25 protein-coding genes are annotated in these 22,677 nt (G+C 39.8%); 5 read left to right on the forward strand and 20 right to left on the reverse strand.

The features are described 5' to 3' along the window. Window positions 1-9: 9 nt before the first annotated feature. Genes AC2IOM_RS03000 through ccoG form a run of 3 tightly spaced genes read right to left on the reverse strand, consistent with a single transcriptional unit; the run spans window position 10 to window position 3,045 of the window. Entirely contained in the window at window positions 10-636 is a 627-nt protein-coding gene (locus AC2IOM_RS03000) for a thiol:disulfide interchange protein DsbA/DsbL (RefSeq protein WP_486359092.1), read from the reverse strand. Window positions 637-645: 9 nt separating this feature from the next. After that, a complete protein-coding gene (locus AC2IOM_RS03005; protein WP_486359093.1) occupies window positions 646-1,620 on the reverse strand; it encodes a serine/threonine protein kinase in 975 nt (324 codons plus the stop codon). Next, the gene (ccoG, locus tag AC2IOM_RS03010; protein ID WP_100912486.1) at window positions 1,621-3,045 is read right to left on the reverse strand and encodes a cytochrome c oxidase accessory protein CcoG; all 1,425 of its coding nucleotides are present in this window, start codon (window positions 3,043-3,045) and stop codon (window positions 1,621-1,623) included. It abuts the gene before it with no gap. A 127-nt stretch (window positions 3,046-3,172) separates the two neighbouring features. Between ccoG and AC2IOM_RS03015 the strand changes: the two genes are divergently transcribed. Beyond that, window positions 3,173-3,520 (forward strand): hypothetical protein, encoded by a 348-nt coding sequence (locus AC2IOM_RS03015; RefSeq protein ID WP_157813442.1) that lies wholly within the window; start codon window positions 3,173-3,175, stop codon window positions 3,518-3,520. Between the two features lie 253 nt (window positions 3,521-3,773). Here the strand turns inward: AC2IOM_RS03015 and AC2IOM_RS03020 are convergent, their stop codons facing one another. Genes AC2IOM_RS03020 through gspC form a run of 13 tightly spaced genes read right to left on the reverse strand, consistent with a single transcriptional unit; the run spans window position 3,774 to window position 15,586 of the window. Beyond that, window positions 3,774-4,367 (reverse strand): UPF0149 family protein, encoded by a 594-nt coding sequence (locus AC2IOM_RS03020; protein WP_486359094.1) that lies wholly within the window; start codon window positions 4,365-4,367, stop codon window positions 3,774-3,776. A 9-nt stretch (window positions 4,368-4,376) separates the two neighbouring features. Then, a complete protein-coding gene (locus tag AC2IOM_RS03025; protein WP_486359095.1) occupies window positions 4,377-5,144 on the reverse strand; it encodes a type II secretion system protein N in 768 nt (255 codons plus the stop codon). Between the two features lies 1 nt (window position 5,145). Continuing rightward, window positions 5,146-5,616, reverse strand: coding sequence for a type II secretion system protein GspM (gene gspM / locus AC2IOM_RS03030; protein ID WP_486359096.1), 471 nt, complete (start codon window positions 5,614-5,616; stop codon window positions 5,146-5,148). Continuing rightward, entirely contained in the window at window positions 5,613-6,809 is a 1,197-nt protein-coding gene (gene gspL, locus AC2IOM_RS03035) for a type II secretion system protein GspL (RefSeq protein ID WP_486359097.1), read from the reverse strand. Before gspL ends, gspM begins: the two co-directional genes overlap by 4 nt. Next, window positions 6,806-7,789, reverse strand: coding sequence for a type II secretion system minor pseudopilin GspK (gspK, locus tag AC2IOM_RS03040; RefSeq protein WP_010561244.1), 984 nt, complete (start codon window positions 7,787-7,789; stop codon window positions 6,806-6,808). The genes gspL and gspK overlap by 4 nt, the downstream gene beginning before the upstream one ends. Next, on the reverse strand, window positions 7,789-8,409 hold the full coding sequence (gspJ, locus tag AC2IOM_RS03045) for a type II secretion system minor pseudopilin GspJ (protein ID WP_486359098.1): 621 nt from the start codon (window positions 8,407-8,409) through the stop codon (window positions 7,789-7,791). The genes gspK and gspJ overlap by 1 nt, the downstream gene beginning before the upstream one ends. Next, window positions 8,410-8,784 carry a type II secretion system minor pseudopilin GspI gene (gspI, locus tag AC2IOM_RS03050; protein ID WP_486359099.1) on the reverse strand — a complete coding sequence of 125 codons (375 nt, stop codon included), beginning with the start codon at window positions 8,782-8,784 and terminating at the stop codon, window positions 8,410-8,412. Then, window positions 8,777-9,361 carry a prepilin-type N-terminal cleavage/methylation domain-containing protein gene (locus AC2IOM_RS03055; protein WP_010561247.1) on the reverse strand — a complete coding sequence of 195 codons (585 nt, stop codon included), beginning with the start codon at window positions 9,359-9,361 and terminating at the stop codon, window positions 8,777-8,779. The genes gspI and AC2IOM_RS03055 overlap by 8 nt, the downstream gene beginning before the upstream one ends. A 28-nt stretch (window positions 9,362-9,389) precedes the next feature. Then, entirely contained in the window at window positions 9,390-9,815 is a 426-nt protein-coding gene (gene gspG, locus AC2IOM_RS03060; RefSeq protein ID WP_010561248.1) for a type II secretion system major pseudopilin GspG, read from the reverse strand. Window positions 9,816-9,840: 25 nt separating this feature from the next. After that, complete coding sequence (gene gspF, locus AC2IOM_RS03065; RefSeq protein ID WP_486359100.1) at window positions 9,841-11,061, reverse strand: type II secretion system inner membrane protein GspF; 1,221 nt, start codon at window positions 11,059-11,061, stop codon at window positions 9,841-9,843. Between the two features lie 2 nt (window positions 11,062-11,063). Continuing rightward, complete coding sequence (gspE, locus tag AC2IOM_RS03070) at window positions 11,064-12,572, reverse strand: type II secretion system ATPase GspE (protein ID WP_486359101.1); 1,509 nt, start codon at window positions 12,570-12,572, stop codon at window positions 11,064-11,066. Further along, window positions 12,565-14,631, reverse strand: a complete 2,067-nt coding sequence (gene gspD / locus AC2IOM_RS03075) for a type II secretion system secretin GspD (RefSeq protein WP_100912475.1) — start codon at window positions 14,629-14,631, stop codon at window positions 12,565-12,567. Before gspD ends, gspE begins: the two co-directional genes overlap by 8 nt. Window positions 14,632-14,653: 22 nt before the next feature. Continuing rightward, the gene (gene gspC / locus AC2IOM_RS03080; protein WP_010561252.1) at window positions 14,654-15,586 is read right to left on the reverse strand and encodes a type II secretion system protein GspC; all 933 of its coding nucleotides are present in this window, start codon (window positions 15,584-15,586) and stop codon (window positions 14,654-14,656) included. Between the two features lie 230 nt (window positions 15,587-15,816). On the opposite strand from gspC, the gene hslR reads away from it, so the two are divergent. The 4 genes from hslR to AC2IOM_RS03100 all read left to right on the forward strand — a co-directional run bounded on the left by hslR (window position 15,817) and on the right by AC2IOM_RS03100 (window position 20,213). Then, window positions 15,817-16,239, forward strand: a complete 423-nt coding sequence (gene hslR, locus AC2IOM_RS03085) for a ribosome-associated heat shock protein Hsp15 (RefSeq protein ID WP_010561253.1) — start codon at window positions 15,817-15,819, stop codon at window positions 16,237-16,239. A 40-nt stretch (window positions 16,240-16,279) separates the two neighbouring features. Further along, the gene (gene hslO / locus AC2IOM_RS03090) at window positions 16,280-17,119 is read left to right on the forward strand and encodes an Hsp33 family molecular chaperone HslO (protein ID WP_100912473.1); all 840 of its coding nucleotides are present in this window, start codon (window positions 16,280-16,282) and stop codon (window positions 17,117-17,119) included. 353 nt (window positions 17,120-17,472) lie between these two features. Further along, a complete protein-coding gene (gene pckA / locus AC2IOM_RS03095; RefSeq protein WP_486359102.1) occupies window positions 17,473-19,083 on the forward strand; it encodes a phosphoenolpyruvate carboxykinase (ATP) in 1,611 nt (536 codons plus the stop codon). Between the two features lie 173 nt (window positions 19,084-19,256). Further along, window positions 19,257-20,213, forward strand: a complete 957-nt coding sequence (locus AC2IOM_RS03100) for an acyltransferase family protein (protein ID WP_486359103.1) — start codon at window positions 19,257-19,259, stop codon at window positions 20,211-20,213. Between the two features lie 163 nt (window positions 20,214-20,376). On the opposite strand, the gene AC2IOM_RS03105 is transcribed toward AC2IOM_RS03100, so the two are convergent. From AC2IOM_RS03105 to AC2IOM_RS03120, 4 genes are all read right to left on the reverse strand, one after another. After that, window positions 20,377-20,757: a DUF6768 family protein gene (locus AC2IOM_RS03105; RefSeq protein WP_486359104.1), complete on the reverse strand. Its 381-nt coding sequence runs from the start codon at window positions 20,755-20,757 to the stop codon at window positions 20,377-20,379. After that, on the reverse strand, window positions 20,747-21,280 hold the full coding sequence (locus tag AC2IOM_RS03110) for an RNA polymerase sigma factor (protein ID WP_486359105.1): 534 nt from the start codon (window positions 21,278-21,280) through the stop codon (window positions 20,747-20,749). Before AC2IOM_RS03110 ends, AC2IOM_RS03105 begins: the two co-directional genes overlap by 11 nt. 315 nt (window positions 21,281-21,595) lie before the next feature. Beyond that, window positions 21,596-21,850, reverse strand: a complete 255-nt coding sequence (locus AC2IOM_RS03115; RefSeq protein ID WP_486359106.1) for a hypothetical protein — start codon at window positions 21,848-21,850, stop codon at window positions 21,596-21,598. 9 nt (window positions 21,851-21,859) lie between these two features. Continuing rightward, window positions 21,860-22,567, reverse strand: a complete 708-nt coding sequence (locus AC2IOM_RS03120; protein WP_486359107.1) for a hypothetical protein — start codon at window positions 22,565-22,567, stop codon at window positions 21,860-21,862. Between the last annotated feature and the right edge of the window lie 110 nt (window positions 22,568-22,677).

Below are 22,677 nucleotides of genomic sequence, written 5' to 3' on the forward strand. Positions count from 1 at the left end.
ATTACTCCGTTATTTTTCTAATAAATAGTCAACGAGCGCTTTTAGCTCATCGTATGATTTAATACTGGTTAATTCGATACGGTAAATATCGTTAACAATAAATGTTGGTACGCCAGTCAACGCGCGCAGATCTGAAAAACGCTTTTGCTGTTCAACCATGTACTGTTCTTGCGCAGCAATTGCCATGCTGCCAGCTAGCTGGTCAAATTTTTCTTCTGTCACAATATCGTTTAATACAAATAAACGACGTACATCACCGATTGTTGCGAAGCTACCGCGATTGCGATGAATAAATGAGAAGATAGCATCGCTCGCTTCACTCGCTTTACCTGCTTGTTTTGCAACTAAGTAACCAACAGAAAGCAACGATTGAGTTTTTGGGTCAATGCCGTTTAAAAAGTTTACATGACTTTTAACAAAAGTATCTGCTGGTAGTTCTTTATTTAATCGCTGGGCGATCATTTCAAAATTGTAGCAATGCGGGCAGTAATATGAGAAAAACTCGGTTATTTGTGGTTTTTCAGATTTTTCAGTTTTAATACGTGAAAAGTGTTTTCCCTCTTCAAACGTAAACTCCTTAGCAAATAGTGCTAACGGAAAAATTAATGCAACAATTAAAAATAACTTCTTAGTCATAGGGTTCTCTTATGGCAAAAGCTTTAACGGTGCTTCGTGCAACGCAGCCAATTGCTCCTTTAAACTTAATATTTGTTGTTCCCAGTATTTGTCTGATGCAAACCACGAAAAGTTCCGTTGAAATGCTAAATCATTCCAACGTTTTGCAAGCCAGCCCATATAATTAATCATACGTAAGGCGCGCAAAGGTTCGATCAGCCTCAGTTCTTGTAAATCCAGTGATGAGAATTCGTCATATGCACACAACAATGTATCCATTTGCATGCGTTGTTCACTTTCATCACCGCTTAACATCATCCATAAGTCTTGAACTGCTGGCCCCTGACGTGCGTCATCTAAATCAACGAAAGTCAGTTCATTGCCTGTCCACAGAATATTGCCAATATGGCAATCACCATGCAAGCGGATCTCGTTAATTGGCGAATATTTCTCTTCAGTTAACGTGATAACCTGTTGCAAAACAGTCATAAACGGTGTTTCTAAACTTGGCGATATTAAATTACTATCTATTAGAGAACGTTTAGCGTCGTGCAAAAACTCTTGGCAACTAATTGTTGGCCTAACTGCAAACTGTTTAGTTTTAGCCACATTATGTAAACGACCGATAAAACGACCTAAAACTTCCAGGTGATCGTAGTTATCTGCTTCAAACGTTCTACCACCTACGCTCGGAAACAGCGCAAAACGGTAACCTTGGTATTCAAATAAACTGGTACTGTCGCGTTTTATTGGCGCGACAACTGGCACTTCACCGTCAACCAGTTCATAACTAAAATCATGCTCTTCTTGTATTTGCAGAGAGCTCCAACGCTCTGGGCGATAAAACTTCACTACATAACGTTTGTTATCTTCAGCCACAAACTGATACACGCGGTTTTCATAGCTGTTGAGCGGTAAAAGCCCTGATATAGGGTAAACGCCAATGCTTTCAACCGCGTCTAAAATACGTTCAGGCGTTAAATCACTAAAATCAAAAGCCGACATTTAACGTCCTTTAAAGAACTTACTTGGCTGTGCAAGTTGCGTCTGCGTTTGATCTGCACGCTGCAATACAAAATTAAATTCAGTAATTGGCGATTTCAAATCATACGGGTCAATTGCAATTGACAACGGCAGGCTATACGACTCACCGGAACGAATATGCACTTGTGTTTTACCAATAATATTAAAATTATTTAGCCCCTCAACTGCGATGGTGTATTCGTGATCTTGCTGTGATTTATTGAGAATTTTTAAGGTGTATGTGTTTTCAACTAAACCTTCATTAGTTACGCGGTAAAGCTGATTTCGGTCGCGAATAATATCAAGATCCATAGGAATACGAGTCATCACATCCGCAACAAAAATACCGCAAATAACAAGCATTACGACCAAGTAGCCAATAATTTTCGGACGAAACGCATGAGTCTTTTTATCAGATGTTAAGTTACGCTCTGTGGTGTATGAAATAAGCCCTTTGTCATAATTCATTTTATCCATCACTTCGTCACACGCGTCGATACATGCACCACAGTTAATGCATTCGTACTGTAATCCATTACGGATATCAATGCCTGTCGGGCAGACATGCACGCACATTTTACAATCAATACAATCGCCTAAACCAAGCTCTTTTGGATCTTGTTTTCTGCCACGTGGACCACGGTTTTCACCGCGCTTTTCGTCATAGCTAACAGTGAAGGTATCTTGGTCGAACATCGCTGATTGAAAACGCGAATAAGGACACATATGTAAACACATGATTTCGCGCATCCAGCCTGCATTGCCATAGGTACAAAACGTAAAAAACAATACGCCACCAACGGCATATGCCGTTGCTTCAAAGGTAAAAAAATCCACCATGAGTTCACGAATAGGCGTGAAATAACCAACAAAGGTTAACGAGGTAAAAAGTGAGAAACCAACCCAACTTAAATGTTTCGCTGATTTTCGCCAAAACTTATCAAAGTCCATTTTACGCTGATCGAGTTTTTTGCGCTGATTCGCGCTGCCTTCGATTTTTTCTTCAAACCAAATAAAGATAAAAGTCCACACAGTTTGTGGGCACATATAGCCACACCAAACTCGACCATAAAAAGTCGTTACTAAAAACAGAGCGAAAGCGCCAATCATAAAAATCCAGGCAAGAATGGTTAAATCTTGCGGCCATAATGTCATGCCAAAGATATTGAATTTTTGATTGAAGATATCGAAAAGAACCGCTTGATGACCATTGAAACTCACCCATGGCAGTAACATAAAACTAAGCATGGCAATAAAACCAAGGTACTTACGCAACTTTTGATGTAAGCCTGTTACAGCGCGAACATAAATGCGGTTTCGCGGATTAAAACGGTCAAACTTTTCCGCGTCAGGCTTATGTACCTTTACTTCGGTTGGGATATTTTTTACTTTAATTTGCTTGTCCATGGCGCCCCTAGGTGTGCAAACTTGTAGATAAGTTGCTTAATTATAACAATTGTCTTTGCTAGTGCGATGCATTTTATTAAACTAAATACACAGCAAATTAGTGCTAAATCAAAAAAAAGAAAAGTTTATGAAAAATTACTTCTTATTTGTATTGGTGATTCTTATCTTAGCAAGTGTTGATCACCCAAGCATCGCTAAGCCGCGACAAGAACTTTATGACAAAATTATGGGTGTACTGAGTGATTCGAGCAAAGTAAAAACAGATCAAGAAGCTGCTCGCTCATTAGAACGTGCCAAAGAAAAACTTCGTTTATCACAAACTGCTGAAGACTATTTAACCAAGCAGCTTGCCACTAATCAAAAGATGTCATCGTTTAACACCCGCTACTGTGTACAAAAAGAGCTTAACTCTTACTTCTACGGGGATGACTTAAGACAAATTTGTAAAATTATTGCGGAAGAATCTAAACGTTAATTATGGATTTTTCACAGCTTAATAAAAAGTTTGCAAAAAACTTTAATGATCAAAAAGCCGTTTTAAAAAAGCTCTTAAAAGGCGGCACAGTTAATTGCAATACGTGTAACAAGCCTCTTAGCGTAGCACTTAACGACAAAGACGGTGAGTTTATTGTAAGTTGCGGATCTGGCTGCACTCGGCTCACTCTTGAAATAGATTAGTTAACTCAAGCTAAGAAAAGCAAACTTTAGTTGTGAGTATTTAGATGATCTCATTCGAGATCATCTAAATCATCCTCTTCAATAAGCCCTGCATCCAGTACACATGCTTCGATAAGCTCTGCATAGCCCTCAGCAAATGGTTCAAGCAAGCTGATAACATCATCACACAATGAAGCGTCGTTATTTAGATCTGCAAAAAAGCATAAATAACCTAACGTCATTGCCAGTGCTTCGCTTAGTTCCCCATTGAGATTATTCGCCGATACAATTGGCTCTATGTAATGCTTAATGCCTTGAGTAAAACCTAGCGCCCATAAATGAAGCTCACTGTCTTTTGATAAATTAGCAGCGCTCGGTTGCATCATGTTAATGCGAGAAGAAAGCGCATAGCCTTTTTCAAAAACATGATCGCTAACATCATTGTGAAAGGCCATTAACGCAAACAGTTTATCGTCGGCTAATTGCTCGCTTTTATTACCAAGCGCTTCACTTACCCAAATATCTTCAATGATCGGAGCTGGCGCCGCTATAAGCGCAAATAAATACCCTTCAAGCTGGGGTAATGGCATCGCATAAGGTGCCATTTCACTGCTTGCTAACCAGCTCGCCAACGCGTGCTTATCTGTTTGTGTAAATTCAATCATGTTTTGTACTTAGAACTTAAACGGGTAGCGCCCGCTATTATCTGGTTTACCCAAAAACTTAACGGCATCATGAACTTGTTTTGGCAAACTTGCATCTGGTTTAACAAAGCCACTAACACTCATCAAGCGCATGCCATATTGCGCTTCTAGCTGCAGCCCAAGTTGGTTCTCTTCACTAATATTTAAACTTAGCGACCCATTATCACACCCAAGCTTACCCTTGATAGTGTCAAACTCAATCCAACCTTGTAGACCTTGCACCGATAAATTGTGCGTTTCAGCATTACCAGCTAAAACATGACACAACTTATCTTTCGCTACTAGTGGTAATTCAGCATTGCTCACTTTTACTTTTAAATTACCTTTAGTTGGCAGCGCCATTGGCAATTTAACATTATCCATAATACTTGATGTCGCAACGCGGATATTAGCACGGCTTAACTGCACCGTTTCAGCTGAAAATGGCAAAGTAACTGACGCTTTACCGTACGGCGTATCAAAACCACGTAAGCTACCAAATTTAATATCAGCACTCACCTTGCCAGTTAACAGACTAGCTGGTTTTAACTGCCACTCTAGGTTATCAATAAGTTGTTGATTAATTTGAGCCTGAGCGATGCGACCTTGCCAAATCGTGCCTGACACACCTACAACTTTAATATTTTTTGGTAAGTAGCTTTGTGCAAAGCCAAGCACAACCGAGGCTGGCGCAAGATATATAACAAACGCAATAAATGCGATAATAAATAACAAGATAAGAGATATCGTTTTTTTCATATTACTTCTCAACCACCAAGCGACTTATGCTTACCATGCCTGGCTCTGCACCTCGATTAATATCAATCGCAGAGATCGTTAAACCACTATCTTCGACCAGTGATTCAAGCCAAATAAGTAGTTTATTAAATTCAACTGATTCGATGGTAAGACGCAGTGTCTCATCTTTTGGCTGCATTTTGCTGATGCTGATTTGCGCGCGACGGCTCGAAACATTAATAATCTGACTTAAGCTGCCACTCACTGCGCGTTTGCCTTGTCCGCTACCATTAATTTTTGCTGCACTTTGTTTTACAAATTGCGCTAATTCTTGCTGTTGCTGCAAGGTTTTTTCCGCTTTTTCAATTTTATTATTTAATGGACGAATAATTAACATCACAATAATAAACAAGGCAAAAATTACCGCAGCGCATTTCAGCAGTAGTTGTTCGTTTGGTTTAAGATTCTGCCAATATGTTTCTAACTGGTTCATGAACCCGCCTTAATTTTTATTTCGCCTACCACCAGATTACCTGAGTTACTAAGTGATCCCTGCTCGACTTGCAACGCTGAACGTTCCAATCGTTGTTTTACAACATTAAAGCTCTGGAAATCTTTTGCACTGGCACGTAAACGTAGCTCACCGCGCTTACTGTCAAAACGTAATGTTTCAGGTGTAAAACCTTCAACATCTTTAAATACAGGCGTTAGGTGGTGTAATAAGAACAAAAAGCCGGTTTCGCCACCAGACGATACTTGTGACAATTTAGACTGAATTTGACGGCGAATTAGATTTGGTCGCACTTTTGAACCCGGAAACGCTTGTTGATACGCTTCAATTGTCTCAGCTTTTGCAACAGCAACTTTCTGCTCCAATTGGTACGCGGTTACCGCTTTCAAAACAAGGCCAAACATTAAAGCTACACCTGCGGCAATAGCAGGCACTTGCCATACAGGCCACACACCTTTACTTTGTTTTTTAACCTGAAATGCACCTTGCAACATATTAAATGGTTGCGTTGCAAGCTGTTTGGTAAAAATCGCTAACGGTAAGTCATAGTGTTCTAATTTTTTTACCGCGTTGTCATATTCAAACTCTAAATCGCTAAGATGTGCGAGCGATTGTGCATCTAGGGTCGCAGTAAATTCGTTTATCCAACTTGTTTCCACCTCGGCAATGCGCCAAGCATCAAGTCTAAACAACCAGTTGTTTTCAAGCGCCGTAACGGTTACACCGGCGTCATCAAATTGTGGTAGTAACAGTGCATCAGGCAGCGCACGCGTTGGCGATAGCTCTGCTATTTTTAAAATATCCAACCAGTTTTCAAACCATGCTCGCTGACATACAGCCACTTGCAATGCATGCTTTTCGCCTAACATGCAAGGTTCACCGATGCTAATCAATACATCATCAAGTTCACACGCCAGTTCTTCTTCTAGCATAAATGGCAATGCTGACTCTAACTTACGGTTATATTTAGTCGGTAAAACTACTGTTTTAAGCTGCACTTTACTGGCAGGAAATAGCGCGATAACTTCCCGTGATTGCCCTTTTTCAGCTAATTCTTCAAGTACCAAGCTATTATCAATTCGGCCACTTGCTATGGTTTCATTCGCATTGCTAATAAGCCAATGGATTGGATCATTAACCGATTGCCCTAAGCGAATAATTAAGGTTTCTTTCACTGTACGCCTCCAAATCTACGCGCCAGTACACTAACTTTTTGATTATCTGTTATATGTATTATGGATTTCATCGCAAAATTCGTTTCAAAGAAGCTTGCCTTTATTTGCGCTTCAAAATAATTACTGTTTATTACAAAGCGTTTATCTTTATCGTCTAACGATTTAGCGCCATTTTGTTTGGCATCATTAATGAATTTATTAAGGTCATCCCAGCCCTCATTTGGACGCTGACTTATTATTGTCTCTGCTTGGCTCTCTGAAATATCCAGCATTGCAGCCAATAACAAACTCTGTTCAGGTTGCAGTGTGTTCACATTCACTTTAAATTCATCGTATTGGGGAATAACGCAAACATAAGGCTTTAATTTTTCCACGATGATCGGGTTAAAGCCACGAATTAATCTCAGCTCAGATACGCTAGCAAATAAGTTATTGGCTGTCATATAGGGAATACTGTAAGACATGTACTCCCCCTCTTCGACACCCTGCCTTTTTGGCATGCTATCTTCATCCAGCCAATCAAATACACTATCTGCAAGTGCTTCTTTCGATTCTTCCATCGGTAAATCAGGAATCAGATCAAGTAACGCCTCTAATGTTTTATGTGCTTCATTAAAGTTTCGAGTGCTAGCATTGTTTGGGTCAACAAACCGCAGTGCATTAAGGTTTAAACACGCCTGTAAATCAATGATTTTACCTGCAACTGTACCGTCTTCTACAGGGTAAGGTGGCGTTTCAACAGCCCACTTTTGTGATAAGTCGATACGATCTTTATCTTGTTTTTTTACTTCAATTAGCAACTGCTTAGCCAGAGCTTCCCCCGCCATCGCATACCAACGTGCCTGCTGCTGTAATACGAGATTACTTGAACGCTGTACTTCTACCATCAAGCGCGCATTCATTTTAACTGCCAAAGATGCTGCCAACGCCACCACAAATAAAACAATAATTAACGCTGCACCCGTTTGCTTTAGCCTCATCAGGTTGCCTCATTCTCTGGTAGCAGTAAAATGCGACTTACGATAATTTCATCGGCTAACGCGATTTCTACTTTGATAGCTTTAGGCAAGCTAGGATTTGTCCAATTTTCTTCCCATTTATCGTTGTCGCCACGAAAACTAATGGTGAAGTCTTTAATGTCTTCCAGTAATACTTGGCTTTTCGATTCAGTGCCATCGAGCGAATCGACATAAATGCGATATTTACGCACTAAGTTATCTTCTTCTACAACATAACTGAATAACTGTAATTCACTGCGCGGCAATAAGTTAACTGGGTTACTCCAACCATCTCGCACGCCTGCAACACCATGATATTGACTATCAAATAAAAAACGATCAGCCATTAAAAACAGCTCTAAACTATCTCCCGATTCATTGCGTGTGTTGCGTAGTGCTAATTGGGTAAAATCTTGCTGCATCATACGGAAAACCGTATTCATAGCGCCTATTTCCGCTACTTTTTCTTTTGAGTTTTGATTGGCATTAATCGCGGTCGATAAAATTTGATGACTTGCCAGCGTTACCATTGCTAATACCGCGAGTGCCACCAGCACCTCAATTAGCGTAAATCCTAAATAGCTATTGCGCTGAGTGACCACTTACTTACCCTCACTTTTGGTAATGTAAGTAATAAGCTCATAAACATCGTGTTTACGTGCTTCATCTGAATATACTAACACTCTTGCTTCAAGTAGGTCGGGGCTTTCTGTTTTGGTAATTTTGTGACGCCAATAAAACTTAATTCCCGCTTGCTCTTCATCACCGGTTTTATTATCCGCTGGCGGCCAACTGGTAGTAAGCGTTAATTCTGCTAATTGATTCTCAGCAACCCAGCTTGCAAGCTGTTGCTCTTCAATATTTGATAGGTGATTAATGTGATCACCAACCGCTTTCATTGCGGCAATGCCTGCAAGTGCACAAATGGCCATTGCAATCATCACTTCTAATAACGTAAAACCGCGCACTCTAAGCATCGTCGTCTAATTCCTGCGACAATTCAACCGGTGCCATTAACTCACCTTTAATGTAATAAGGACGCGCTTTTTCGTTATCAGTTAACGTTAGTACTAGCTGAAAAGGGCTCACTTCACCGGAAGACAGCAACAAAACCTGTGGAATTTTCATTTTCTCAAGTTCCAATAAGCTTTCTTCATCTTCACTGTTAAGAAGCTGGCGCCAGTCAACTTGTTGCAACAAGTTTTCCTCACCCCACGGCAAATCTTCAAGTGCCATTTCAACACTAATAAATTCACTGAACTGATGTGGTTTAAATACTTCAGGTTCTGTAATTGCAACCCACTTTTCGCTATCAAACGCCAGCAGCTCAAACGTATTAGTATTTTTATCAATATGAAAGCCCAGCTCAAGCTGGTTCATAACGGCAAATTCAGAGGCAAGATTAATCATGGTGTGAAGCTTAAGTGCTTCGGTTTCAAGTTGTTCTTCTTGCTGATCATTAAGCGTAAGAACAACAAGGTTCATGGCAAAGCCGATAATTACCAATACCGCTAAAATTTCGAGTAAGCTAAATCCGCTTTGCCACTTTTTCATAATTTAAACTAACGTTAACGATTAACGATTAACGCTCGTCTTCGTCATCCCAATTACCAATATCATCTTCTGTACCAGCAACACCGTCTGGACCCATTGAGAAAATATCAATTTTGCTAAACTCACCTGGGCTTACTAGCTGATATGGGCTTTCCCATGGATCAACGGGTAGCTTTTCAATAAAACCACCTTCAGGAAAGCGTTTTGGTAACGGCTCAATCGTTGTTTCTTCAACTAACGCCTCAAGGCCTTGTTCTGTTGTTGGGTAACGGTTGTTACGTAGCTTGTACATATTCATTGCATCTTCTAATGCGCTGATATCAATACGTGCTTTGTCAATTTTTGCTTCTTCTTGTTGACCCATAATGTTCGGCGCAACTATGGCCATGATCATGCCAATAATTACCAGAACTACCATGATTTCAAGTAATGAAAATCCACTTTGCTTTTTCATTTAACACCTCTATAAAACTTAACGCTTATCCGATCGCGTTATTCATCGCCATAATTGGCTGTAAAATTGCCATTACAATAAACATGACAATGATTGCCATAAGCGCAATCATTAATGGCTCTAGTAGCTTTAATGAAATATTCACTAACGCTTCAAACTCTTTATCTTGGTTATCTGCCGAGCGCTCTAACATTTGTTCAAGCTCTCCTGACTTTTCACCACTGGCTATCATATGCAGCATCATAGGTGGAAACAGTTTAGTTTGATCAAGTGACGCTTTCAGGCTGGCACCTTCACTGACTTTTACTGCTGCCTCAGCGACTGCTGCTTTCATTTTTTCATTTGCTAAAACTTCGCCCGAAATTCGCATGCCTTCTAACAGCGGCACAGAACTCGATGACAAAATACTTAGCGTTCTTGCAAATCGTGCTGTATTAAGACCCCGTGCTACTTTACCGATAAACGGAAATTGCAGTACACGGGCATCGAACCAAAAACGTATTTTCGGTTTTTTTAACGCATTCTTAATGGCAAAGATACTGCCAAAAATGGCGATTAATGAAAACAGCCAATAATTTTGAATAAAATTACTTGCCGCAATTACTGTTTCAGTGGTCCAAGGCAATGCCAGCTTTGAGCTTTGAAACGACTTAACGATGGTCGGTACCACAGTGCCCAGCAAAATAGATACAATTGCGACAGCAAATACCACAAGAATAATGGGATAGACCATAGCTTGCGTTATTTGACTGCGCATATGCTGTCTTTGTTCAGTGTAATCAGCTAAACGCACCAGTACTTGATCAAGGTGCCCCGACTTTTCGCCCGCGGCAACCATAGCGCGATATAAATGGTCAAAAATATGCGGAAACTCAGCTAGGCCTTCAGCCAGACTGTAACCTTCTACCACTTTTGAACGCACAGACATCAACATGCTTTTTAAACGTGGCTTTTCACATTGCTCTGCCACAGCAAGAACTGCGGCTTCAACAGGCAACGCCGATTGCACAAGTGTTGCTAATTGACGCGTGATCAGTGATAACTCATGCGCCGATATTTTTGCTTTAAACAATCCGCCGCTATTTTTAACTTGCTGCTTTTCTTTATCTGCAGCTTGCACCACCTCTATCGGCGTAAGCCCTTTTTCGCGCAGCATTTGGCGAATTTGTTTTGCGGTATCAGCCTCTAAAATACCTTTTTTATTTTTACCGCGACCATCGAGCGCTTTATATTCAAACGCAGCCACGATTAACTTTCCTCACGCGTCACGCGAAGCACTTCTTCAAGTGACGTTTGCCCTGCAAGTACACGGTTACAACCGTCTTGGCGAATACTTGGCGTGGTTTTACGTACGTATTTTTCAACGGCTTGTTCGCCTTTGCCATCGTGAATAAGTTCGCGTACCGCTTCATCAACCACCAGCAACTCATGAATACCAGTACGGCCTTTATAACCGTTGTGGTTACATTCGCTACAGCCGACAGGGCGACAAATTTCTACACCTTTACCGTGTTCTATACCAAGCAATTCACATTCTCTTTCATCGGCTACATGCGACTCTTTACAGTCACATAAAGTACGTACTAAGCGTTGCGATAGTACGCCAAGTAGTGACGAAGAAAGTAAGAATGGTTCAACACCCATATCTTCCATACGGGTGATTGCACCGGCTGCCGTGTTAGTGTGCAGCGTTGACAATACTAAGTGACCGGTTAATGAAGCTTGTACACCAATTTGTGCGGTTTCTAAATCTCGAATTTCACCAACCATCACCACATCAGGGTCTTGACGTAAGATGGCGCGTAAGCCGCGGGCAAAAGTCATATCTACTTTAGGGTTAACCTGCGTTTGACCTATACCAGGGATTTCATATTCAATTGGGTCTTCAACCGTTAGGATATTACGATCTCGGGTATTAATCTCGGTCATACCTGCATACAAGGTGGTACTTTTACCAGAACCTGTTGGGCCGGTAACCAAAATAATGCCGTGCGGTTTGCGAATTAATTCGGCGAATGTTCTGCGGTTATGCTCTGACATACCGAGATCTTCCAAATCCAAACGTGCATTGTTTTTATCAAGTAAACGTAATACAACACGTTCACCAAAGCTTGATGGCATCGTTGAAACACGCACATCAACTGCACGGCCTGCGATACGCAAACTAATACGACCATCCTGTGGTACGCGCTTCTCAGCAATATCAAGTTTTGCCATTACTTTGATACGCGAGACAAGTAATGATGCAAGTTTACGATTTGGCTCTAATACTTCTTTTAAAACACCATCAACACGGAAACGAATTACCAAGTTTTGCTCGAACGTTTCAATGTGGATATCCGATGCACCTTCTTTAATCGCTTCACCTAACATGGCGTTGATTAGTTTGATAATTGGCGCATCATCTTCTGAGGCAAGTAAGTCTTCTGTCTGTGGTAACTCTTCTGCCAGCGAGAACAAATCGACTTCATTGCCGATATCTTCCATAATCTGCTGTGTTTCTGAGCTATCGCGTTGATAAGCCACCTCTAACAGTAACTCAAACTCGTCTTTAGTCACTTGCTTAAGCGAAAAGGCACTTGCAGCAACACGCCTTACTTCAAGTAATGCTTGCTGGTTTAAGTCGCCTGCGTAACTTACTACTAACTCGTTGTTTTGTGTTTGCATCAAGATGCTGTAGCGCTTAGCAAAACTGAATGGTAAACGCTTAACTGGCACTACGGGTGCAACACTAACCTCAGAAACTATCTCAGTCATCTTGCTGATTCTTTTTGTTTTCGCCGTGTAAGAACTCTTGATACGTTGGTGGTAACACAAGCGCATCGTTCCACTCAGGTAGTACTGGTGGTACTTCGTTTGGCATTAAGTTAATGCCATCATCTTTGCGTTTTACCTGCTCGCCACGAATAAAGTTATACTTACCATGACTTAGCTTGTTCATGCTTACACTGTCACGCAGAATAGTCGGGCGAATAAATACCAATAAGTTACGTTTTTGCTTGGTTGACGACGTTGATTTAAATAAGTGACCAAGCACTGGAATATCACCTAGCAATGGCACTTTTTGCACGCTTTCTTGTACGTTTTCGTCAATTAAGCCGCCGAGAATTACCATGCTACCGTCATCGGCCAGTACAGTGTTGCTAATCGAACGCTTGTTAATTGAGATATCAACCGCGGTTGCACCTGATACACTTGATACTTCTTGTTCGATTTTTAATTGAACCGCTGTACCTTCGTTGATTTGTGGTGTTACTTTCAGTTTTACACCCACTTCTTTACGCTCTACCGTTTGGAATGGGTTGGTATTGTTACTGCTTGACGTTGAGCCAGTAAGAATTGGCACTTCTTGACCAACTAGCATCGACGCTTCTTCGTTATCCATAGTGGTTACAGAAGGTGTTGCTAGAATATTTGAGTTAGTATCTGATGATACGGCCTGCACAATCGCAGCCCAATCGTTTTTCGCGATACCCACTGCTAAGCCGCTAATACTGCTAAGTAGACCAGCTAATGGTTCAAGGTTACCCTCAACAGTTTCATCGTACTGTGTACCTGTGCCCGTTTCTGAACCAATTACATTTTTCTTAACGGTTTTATCACGAGCTAACTCTGCCGCCGCGGCAATAGAACCAATTGGCGCACTGCTACCGTTGTTAAACTGTACCATGCCGCCTTGTTCTGAAATCCACTGCAGACCAAAGTTAACGCCATCACCCTCAAGTACTTCAACAATAATTGCTTCAACCAGTACTTGTGCACGGCGCACATCAAGATCTTTGATTACTTTTTCAAGCGAACGCATCACATCAGGATTTGCTGTTATTACAACTGAGTTTGTGTCTTCGTGCGCTTCAATACTAATTTGATCTTTATTAGCTGAACGACCAGATGTTTTACCTTGGTTCTTTTCGTCATTAATTGACTTACTCACACCTTGTAGCACTTTCACTAAGTCTTCTGCTTTGGCGTAACTTAGGTAAAATACTTTGGTGTTACCTTGCGTTTCAAGCTCGTTATCTAGGCGCTTAATTAGGGCAATCGCTCTGTCACGCGCTTCACCTTCGCCACTTACGATGACACTGTTGGTGCGCTCGTCAGCAACCACTTTAGGAATTAAGAACGCTGGAATGTCGTTTTTACCTGTGGTTGGCTTATAAATGGTCTCGACAACTGACACAACGTCGGTGGCTGTCGCGTAGTTAAGCTTCACAATATCAACCGATTGATCACCGGCTTTATCAACTTGTTTAATTACCTGTACAAGGCGATTAACCGTTGCCGCATGACCCGTTAACATCATTACGTTTGATGCGGTGTATTGTGCCACGTGGCTGCCGCCTTTTTGGTCACTAAACTGACGAACAACTGGACCAAGCTCTTGTACGCTGACGTTTTTTACACGCACAACGCGGGTGATCATCACATCGCCCGTCACTTCTTCATCGTCATCCAGTACAGGAACATTCTTTTTACGGCCGTCGGCACTTTTATCAATTTTGATAAAACCGGTTTCCATTTCAATTGCGGTATAGCCATATACTTCTAATACATTTAAAAAGAACTCGTAATACAGCTCTTCGTCCATCGCCTCGTAACTGCGCACATTAATTTTGCCACGCACATTAGGGTTAATGATGATGGTTTTTTTTAAGTCTTTACCAACAACATTAATGAATTCAGTGATTTCTGTATTTTTGAAACTAGGTGAATACTCCACCGCAAGTGCAGAATAGGAAACACCTACAGCAACTAATAATGCTGCATATTTACGTAATCCTTTGTAAACCTTGCTTAGGTTTAACACGCTTTTCATTTAGTTACTCCGAGTCGTATTCTTATTCTAGGCTAAATAGCACGTCGAGAGTTTGCCCTTGACGTTCGATAACTATTGTCGCAGATGATGCATTTCTAAGTTCACCAATCGCTGCCATAGCCTGTTTCATATCGGTTAGCTGATAGCCATTAATTGAAGTCGCGAGATCCCCACTTTTAAGCCCCATTTGTGAAAACAGCTTAGGGTCTTTACCTGGGCTAAGGTTATATCCAACAATTTGTCCATCAACCCGTTTAGGTGAGATGCGAATATAATCAAAAAGTTTCCCAGGTTCTTCAAGTAATTCTCTGCGCTTAGCTTTTAGTTCTTGTTTAAGGTCTGCATTTTTCGTTGCATTTATTGCAGGAGCCGGAGACTCATTTGCTGAACGAAGTTGATTAAATGACTTGCCTTGTTTTTTGGTAGGCTGCTTAACGGTTTTTGAGTAATCAATACCATCGAGCATTAAGGTTTCGAAACGACCGCTTACTTTAATAATTACGCGATCCGCAAAAATGGTTTCGATTTGTGCACGAGTACCTTTAACTAACTCGCCTACTGAATAGGTTTCTTGCATATTTTGGCTTTCAATAATGGCATGACCAGCTTTTTCATCGCCAGCAATCGCCACTACACCCGTTAATTTAATATTTAACGTTGTTTCAGGTGCATCACTGATGATTTCTTCAGTTTTCTGCTCTGCTTGTTGCGTTGCATTACCAAAAATATTTTGCGATACCAGCTCTTTACTGCTGTAGTTGAATGCGCTACCCGAATCACTGTTATTCACAGTAATAAATGCTGCTTGCTGAGTCGGCTTTGGCCATAACATCCACGTTAATTGCGCAGCTAAAAATGCGACATAAATAACCACAACAATAAGTACAATATTGCTTGCTTTTTTATGTGGGAATTTTGCTATAACCTGTTCGATTTGCGCTTGGTTTATCTGCATTATTATAATTTGTTTGCTTATTTTTGAACGACCATCTTAACCTGTCAGCTTTTCTACAACAAGCAGGTAATCTGGAAAGTGGCTGGAATTTACACTGTAAATATGACAATTCTGTGTCAGGGCTTGATTCCCTTTGTCTCTATTTTTGGTAAATAAATGTATCAACTTTGTCTATATTGGCATTTATGGTATATTTCACGTACTTTTCAGTGCAATTATTCACTCACTCCATGAGTAAAAAGCAGAATTCAACACACACTTCAGATCACGACGACAGTCTAAGCGTAAGATTAGACAAGTGGCTTTGGGCTGCACGCTTTTACAAAACACGTGCGATTGCTCGCGAAATGATTCTTGGGGGCAAAGTTCACTACAATGGCCAACGATGCAAACCTAGCAAAACCGTTGAGTTAGGTGCGACAATTAAATTCTCGCAAGGATTTGATGAAAAAATTGTCACCATCGAAAAAATTAGCGATCAAAGACGCGGTGCGCCAATTGCGCAAACGTTGTATCAGGAAACACAAGAGAGCGAGAAAAAGCGTGAAGAAAACGCTTGGGCACGTAAAAACAATGCCTTTTTCTCTCCAAGCCCTGAACAACGCCCTGACAAAAAGCAGCGTCGTGAGCTTATTAAATTTAAACATAGTTAACATTTATCAAGCAGTACGCTTGAAACAAGGTATCTGACCAATGCAGCAAGATTTATTACACAGATATATTTTTGAAAACCATGATGTACGTGGTGAGTTAGTACAACTTGATCAAACATTTTCAGAGATAATCGAAAACCACAATTACCCAACTGAAGTAAAACAGTTGATCGGTGAGCTGTTAGTAGCAACCTGTTTACTTACAGCAACGTTGAAGTTTGAAGGCGAGATTGCCGTTCAACTACAAGGTGATGGACCTGTAAAATATGCCGTAATTAATGGTAACCACCAGCAAACTATGCGTGGTATTGCCCGTATTCAAGGTGAGATTACAGATACTGGCGTGTTAAACCTAATTGGTAAAGGTCATATGGTTATTACCATTACCCCTCTAAAAGGCGAGCGCTACCAAGGTATTGTACCTTTAGTGTCAAACAGCCTTGCAGAATGCTTAGAGCAATACTTCCAGCAGTCTGAACAATTGCGTACACGTATGTGGATTAGCACTGATGCTGAGCAAGAAAAATGTTCAGGCATGTTGCTACAAGTATTACCTGTAAACAAAGAAAAAGCGGAAGAAGATTTTACGCATTTAGAAGCGTTAACAAATACCATTAAAGATGAGGAGTTATTAAATCTTGATGGTCATACAGTGTTAACGCGCCTTTATCATGAAGATAACCCGCGTTTATTTGATCCTCAGCCAGTAAGTTTCCGCTGTGGCTGTAGCCGCGATAAAATTGCAGATGCAATTGTTAATGTTGGTAAAGATGCATTGCTTGAAGATGCGAAAGAACAAGGCGCTATTAAAATTAACTGCCAATATTGTTTAAAAGAATACCAATTTAACAAACGTGATATTGAAAACATTTTTAACTAATACAAAAAATGTTTTTTATTGAAAAAGCAGGCTAAATGCCTGCTTTTTTGTTATCTAAATTAGTTTAGCGTTTAACCAATCCTAAGAACATCAGAATTGCAATTAACTTGCCGCAAATTCCCTGCATAAAAAGTCTATAAAAAGTACAAAAACAAAATGACAGCGATGTCATTACTTTAATGCATATTGGGTATTTTGAAATGACACCGGTATCATGAAAAAAAATACATAAATCCTAGAAAAATCGGGGGTTTCAGCTTTGGTTTTACTCTAGTATTAAGATAGAATTGACGCTCGAATTTTATTCGATTTTATTTTACTACCCGTTCAAAACCCCTAGGAGTGTTTAAACTATGTCAGCTTTAGAAAACTCGATTGATTTGTCGCAATATGGCATTCACGATGTTTCAGAAATTGTTCACAATCCATCTTACGAGTTACTTTTTGCGGAAGAAACTAAAGCGGGCCTTGAAGGTTATGACAAAGGTGTCGAAACTGAATTAGGCGCAGTTAACGTGAAAACTGGTATCTTTACCGGTCGCTCACCAAAAGATAAGTACATCGTACGTGATGAAACCTCAGCTGACACTGTGTGGTGGTCTGATCAAGGTAAAAACGACAATAAACCAATGACTCCTGAAACTTGGTCACACCTTAAAGGTTTAGTGACTAAGCAGTTATCAGGCAAGCGTCTTTTCGTAGTTGACACATTCTGTGGTGCGAACGAAGACACACGCCTTAAAGTGCGTTTTGTTACGGAAGTAGCATGGCAAGCACATTTCGTTAAAAACATGTTCATTCGCCCTTCTGAAGAAGAGCTAAAAGATTACGAGCCTGACTTCATCGTAATGAATGGTGCGAAAACTACTAACGACAAGTGGCAAGAACAGGGTCTTAACTCTGAAAACTTCGTTGCATTTAACCTAACTGAGAAAATCCAATTAATTGGTGGTACTTGGTACGGCGGTGAAATGAAAAAAGGTATGTTCTCAATGATGAACTACTACCTACCACTTAAAGGCATCGCATCAATGCACTGTAGTGCAAACGTTGGTAAAGATGGCGACGTTGCAATTTTCTTTGGTCTTTCTGGTACTGGTAAAACAACACTTTCAACCGATCCTAAGCGCGAGCTTATTGGTGATGACGAGCACGGTTGGGATGACAACGGCGTATTTAACTTTGAAGGTGGTTGTTACGCAAAAACAATTAACCTAAGCAAAGAAAATGAACCTGACATCTACAATGCAATCCGTCGTGATGCATTATTAGAAAACGTATCAGTTGATGAAAACGGCAAAATTGATTTTGACGATAACTCAACAACTGAAAACACGCGTGTTTCTTACCCAATTCACCACATTGATAACATTGTTAAGCCAGTATCGAAAGCAGGTCACGCGAAGAAAGTTATCTTCCTAACTGCTGACGCATTCGGTGTACTACCACCAGTTGCTAAATTAACGCCTGAGCAAACACAGTACTACTTCCTATCGGGTTTCACTGCGAAATTAGCAGGTACTGAGCGTGGTATTACTGAACCTACACCAACTTTCTCAAGCTGTTTTGGTGCTGCGTTCTTATCACTTCACCCAACGCAGTACGCTGAAGTACTACAAAAGCGTATGGAAGCTGCTGGCGCTGAAGCTTACCTAGTAAACACAGGTTGGAACGGCACAGGCAAACGTATTTCAATTAAAGCAACACGTGCAATCATTGACGCTATCTTAGATGGTTCTATCGATAACGCTGATACTGAAATCGTGCCACTATTTAACCTTGAAGTACCTAAGTCACTTGAAGGTGTAGAAGGTGATATTCTTGATCCTCGTAACACTTACGAAGATGCAAGCGTATGGACTGACAAAGCAACAGACCTAGCTAAGCGTTTTGTTGATAACTTTGACAAGTTCACTGACACAGAAAACGGCAAGGCGCTTGTAGCGGCAGGCCCAAAACTTTAATTAAGTCATTCTCCTTAATTAAAAAAGCCAGCATTTAGCTGGCTTTTTGTTTAGCATTATTCTTAAAACTTACACTTTAACTTATAAGGCTCCTTACATCTTTTTAATGGCGTAATTTCAATCATTATAGGAATAAGTTAAAATAAAAAACAAATAAAAAACAAGGAATTAAAATGCAAAGGAACAGTGCTCTTGATATTTTGAAATTAATAATGGCAATTATGGTCGTGGGGCTTCATTCGAGCTTTTTATCTGAAACGTCACAGTTGGGCTATCATCTCACAGTTCAAGGAATCTTTAGAGTTGCAGTTCCAATTTTTCTCCTTATTAATGGATACTATTTCCACAACTCTATTGTTGAAAAAAACATCACAACTTGGCTTAAAAGAGTATTCATATTATATTGTTTTTGGATGTTTTTTTATTCTTTTTTATGGCTTGATTTAACAGACTTTTCTATAAGAAATATAGCCAGAAGTATACTTTACATCACTATGGGTTGGTATCACCTTTGGTATCTACCAGGCATGATATTTGCCGCCCTAATCCTAATTTTCATGAAACGATTTCATGATTTCGCTCTTATTATCTCTATAATAATTAGCTTCTTGGCAGGGGTTTTAATTCAATACTTAGGTAATTATCATTACTTTGAAGGTAACCTAGTTGATAAAATTTTTAATCTAAGCTTTTCTCATCGAAACGCCGTTTTTTTCTGTTATCCTTTCTTTTGTATTGGTTATCTAATACATAAAAATCATTATGACAAACGAATCAATTTAAGGAACGCTTTAGGACTCTCAATCATAGGGCTTTTTCTGTTATTTATTGAATCTTATATAAACTTTCTCTTTGGTGAAAAACACCAAGGTATGGACAACCTTTTCTCTTTAATAATTGCTTGCACCTTTATTTTTATATGCTGTTTAAAGGTAAATTTCAGTAAGAATACAAAAATGATAGCCCTTTTTTCATCGGCTATTTATTTTCTTCATATATTCTTTGTTGAGGGTATAAAGAATACATATGGACTTGAAGGGACATACTTAACCATTGCTGCGATTATTGGCTCTTTATTAGCTTCTTTTATACTTATAAAAATCAACAAAAAAGCCAAGTACTTATTGTAAACAATAATCCAACTCAATACTTTAACTCACTTTCCTTGATTTAAAAGCCAGCTATTAGCTGGCTTTTTGTTTTATATGCGTATCTGTTATGACAGTAAAAACTGAAGAATAAATAGCAGCGTTTGCAGCAATATCAAACAACTGTCTTTAGCTTATCCATCAATTACTCCAACTTACTGGCTGAAACTTTTAAGTCATTAATCGCGACTTCAAGGCGCTTTATTTCACGCATTAAACTACTTCGATTCATTTCGTTATAAAGCCAACTTTTAGCTGCAATATGAAATTGAAAACTGAAAATTGCGAGTACTCCCCAAAATATTTGCGTATCTGCTGTTTGCGTAAAAAATTGATAGACAAGGTAAGCGAGCCCGAGAAAATTTATTAGTACTAATACATTTACTAATATAAACCAAGGTCGCATCGCGCCTTTTAAACCCGCATTTAGCAATGCACCTAGCCCATTATTTTGTTCCGCCAAAATGCGGTCGATTTCAGCTGAATCTGCATCTAGTTGTTTAGCAATTCTTTCATCAATATTCATCTTGCTTATCCTCTACACTCTTTTGTAACGCTTTTCTGGCACGACATAGCCTCGATTTAACAGTACCTAGCGGTACTTCTAATACCTCGGCTATTTGTATCAATTGCATTTCTTCCATATAGAACAAATGTATAACCTGCTTATCTATATCTGGAAGCTGCTCTATCAAGGACCCGAGATCTAAGCTTTCAGGTTTAGTTGACGCGACAATATCAAGCACATCTATATCGTTTGCGATAGTCTCTTTATCTCGCTTTGCTGCGCGCATTATGTCATACACGCTCCAGCGGACTGCTTTGAACAACCAACTTTTAAATGCTCTAGGGTCATTTAATTTGTGAAGATTATTAGCGATTTTTAACCATGCATTTTGCACCGCATCATGAACTATTTGCGGGTCGCTCGATAGTTTATACGCAAAGCGAGTTACAGCTTTTTGGTAGTGACGACAAAGATAGGTGAACGCTTTAGTGTTCCCTGATTGAGCCGCTAAGACCAGTAACTCTTCCTGCGCTTGATGCATTTACACTTCCAAAGTAGATTGTTTGATTATCAAGACGTGAGCGTTCGAGCAAAGGTTCACGCAAATAGAATTAAATTTTCCCTTGAGGTACATAAATGACGATACAGCAATTTTATTGTGCATGTGATCAGATATAACGCTAAATAAACATTTAGCTCGCGATTGACACTCATCCTATGTGGATATATGTAGCGTGATGAGTGATATACTTAGTCAGCAAAATGGTGAATGATTAATTGAATTGGCACTTGGTTATACTAGGCTTTACTAGGTTTTAACATCAATCTTGAAAGTTAAATAAGATTGTAGCTAAAGCTAATCAGGCTCTTTTACACCAAAGACGTCTAGTATGATCTCAAATACATTTTCAATTAGTGACATTTGCTGCTCTGCCGCCTGCATTTCTCTTTTCTCGTTTAGACACTCTTTATACTGGGCTTCTATTACTGCCATAGGCAGTGTTTGGTTTTGAAACGCATTTTCTCGACACTCTCTTATGTCACGCTGCTTCAAACCAGTTGAACAACCAGCACTTATTAGCAGCAAGAAAATACATACACAATTTTTCACGCGTATCCCTTATTTTTTCTTTAAATACTTATTCAACGAATTTTTCAGCAATATTTCATTATCTGATTTTTCTCCAGGGCATGGAAAGCCAGATGATGACGGCATGTCCATACTACCCATTTCCGAACTACTATCAACAAGATAACACTTACCTTTATATTTTATTGTCTTACGTGATGAGGTTACACTTCCAGTAACAACTTCAGTTTGCCTGTTTACTAAGTCTTGATATTTTTTCGACGGCTTAATTTTGACTTTAGGTTGGCTTATCTGGTTATTGAATCGTTGCGATTTAAAATAAGCTTGCTGTTCTTTTTCTATTACACTCTCAAGGCTCTTATAACGATTAAACTTTATCACTTTAGTCTTGGTTTCATTCGACTTTTTCTGGGTTTTAGGTGCGATTTCCAACGGTTTTTCAGTGCTTTTTGGTACTGGTAATTCTGCAACTTTTGGGGTTTTATTTTCCTGCCCAACAACTACTTTTTTTATGACTTTTTCAGGGATGTTTTGTTGTTTAGTTTCAGGCTTTTTCTCGTCTTTAGGTTTCACCATTTCAGCTAGAATTTTGCGCTGCTGCGCGACAGGTATGATATACGTTTTAAGAGACGCTGCCTGTGTTGAACTTGGCTGTTTGAATGTTTGAGTTACCAGTAAGTAGCCTAGAACAAAGTGTACGGTAATAGAGGTCAGCAATGCCATTTTCTTAGAACGCACAGCAACACCTTTTAGAAATTTATAATTATTATGAATATGTTAGGAGTCTTGCAAGGGGTTAAAGTTCAGCGAATAAAACCTAAACAATGTAAGAAATCGTAAGTAAGCAG

The organism is Pseudoalteromonas sp. NS-SX12 (genome assembly GCF_057367955.1).

Bases quoted from the DNA above. Each gene is read 5' to 3' on its own strand.
- AC2IOM_RS03100 (WP_486359103.1), top strand. From the start codon at position 19,257: ATGCAAAGGAACAGTGCTCTTGATATTTTGAAATTAATAATGGCAATT.
- AC2IOM_RS03020 (WP_486359094.1), bottom strand. From the start codon at position 4,367: ATGATTGAATTTACACAAACAGATAAGCACGCGTTGGCGAGCTGGTTA.
- hslO (WP_100912473.1), top strand. From the start codon at position 16,280: ATGCAGCAAGATTTATTACACAGATATATTTTTGAAAACCATGATGTA.
- AC2IOM_RS03005 (WP_486359093.1), bottom strand. From the start codon at position 1,620: ATGTCGGCTTTTGATTTTAGTGATTTAACGCCTGAACGTATTTTAGAC.
- gspK (WP_010561244.1), bottom strand. From the start codon at position 7,789: ATGAGGCTAAAGCAAACGGGTGCAGCGTTAATTATTGTTTTATTTGTG.
- hslR (WP_010561253.1), top strand. From the start codon at position 15,817: ATGAGTAAAAAGCAGAATTCAACACACACTTCAGATCACGACGACAGT.
- gspG (WP_010561248.1), bottom strand. From the start codon at position 9,815: ATGAAAAAGCAAAGTGGATTTTCATTACTTGAAATCATGGTAGTTCTG.
- AC2IOM_RS03110 (WP_486359105.1), bottom strand. From the start codon at position 21,280: ATGCATCAAGCGCAGGAAGAGTTACTGGTCTTAGCGGCTCAATCAGGG.
- gspI (WP_486359099.1), bottom strand. From the start codon at position 8,784: ATGCTTAGAGTGCGCGGTTTTACGTTATTAGAAGTGATGATTGCAATG.
- AC2IOM_RS03015 (WP_157813442.1), top strand. From the start codon at position 3,173: ATGAAAAATTACTTCTTATTTGTATTGGTGATTCTTATCTTAGCAAGT.
- gspE (WP_486359101.1), bottom strand. From the start codon at position 12,572: ATGACTGAGATAGTTTCTGAGGTTAGTGTTGCACCCGTAGTGCCAGTT.
- ccoG (WP_100912486.1), bottom strand. From the start codon at position 3,045: ATGGACAAGCAAATTAAAGTAAAAAATATCCCAACCGAAGTAAAGGTA.
- pckA (WP_486359102.1), top strand. From the start codon at position 17,473: ATGTCAGCTTTAGAAAACTCGATTGATTTGTCGCAATATGGCATTCAC.
- AC2IOM_RS03105 (WP_486359104.1), bottom strand. From the start codon at position 20,757: ATGAATATTGATGAAAGAATTGCTAAACAACTAGATGCAGATTCAGCT.
- AC2IOM_RS03055 (WP_010561247.1), bottom strand. From the start codon at position 9,361: ATGAAAAAGTGGCAAAGCGGATTTAGCTTACTCGAAATTTTAGCGGTA.
- gspC (WP_010561252.1), bottom strand. From the start codon at position 15,586: ATGCAGATAAACCAAGCGCAAATCGAACAGGTTATAGCAAAATTCCCA.
- gspD (WP_100912475.1), bottom strand. From the start codon at position 14,631: ATGAAAAGCGTGTTAAACCTAAGCAAGGTTTACAAAGGATTACGTAAA.
- AC2IOM_RS03025 (WP_486359095.1), bottom strand. From the start codon at position 5,144: ATGAAAAAAACGATATCTCTTATCTTGTTATTTATTATCGCATTTATT.
- gspM (WP_486359096.1), bottom strand. From the start codon at position 5,616: ATGAACCAGTTAGAAACATATTGGCAGAATCTTAAACCAAACGAACAA.
- AC2IOM_RS03000 (WP_486359092.1), bottom strand. From the start codon at position 636: ATGACTAAGAAGTTATTTTTAATTGTTGCATTAATTTTTCCGTTAGCA.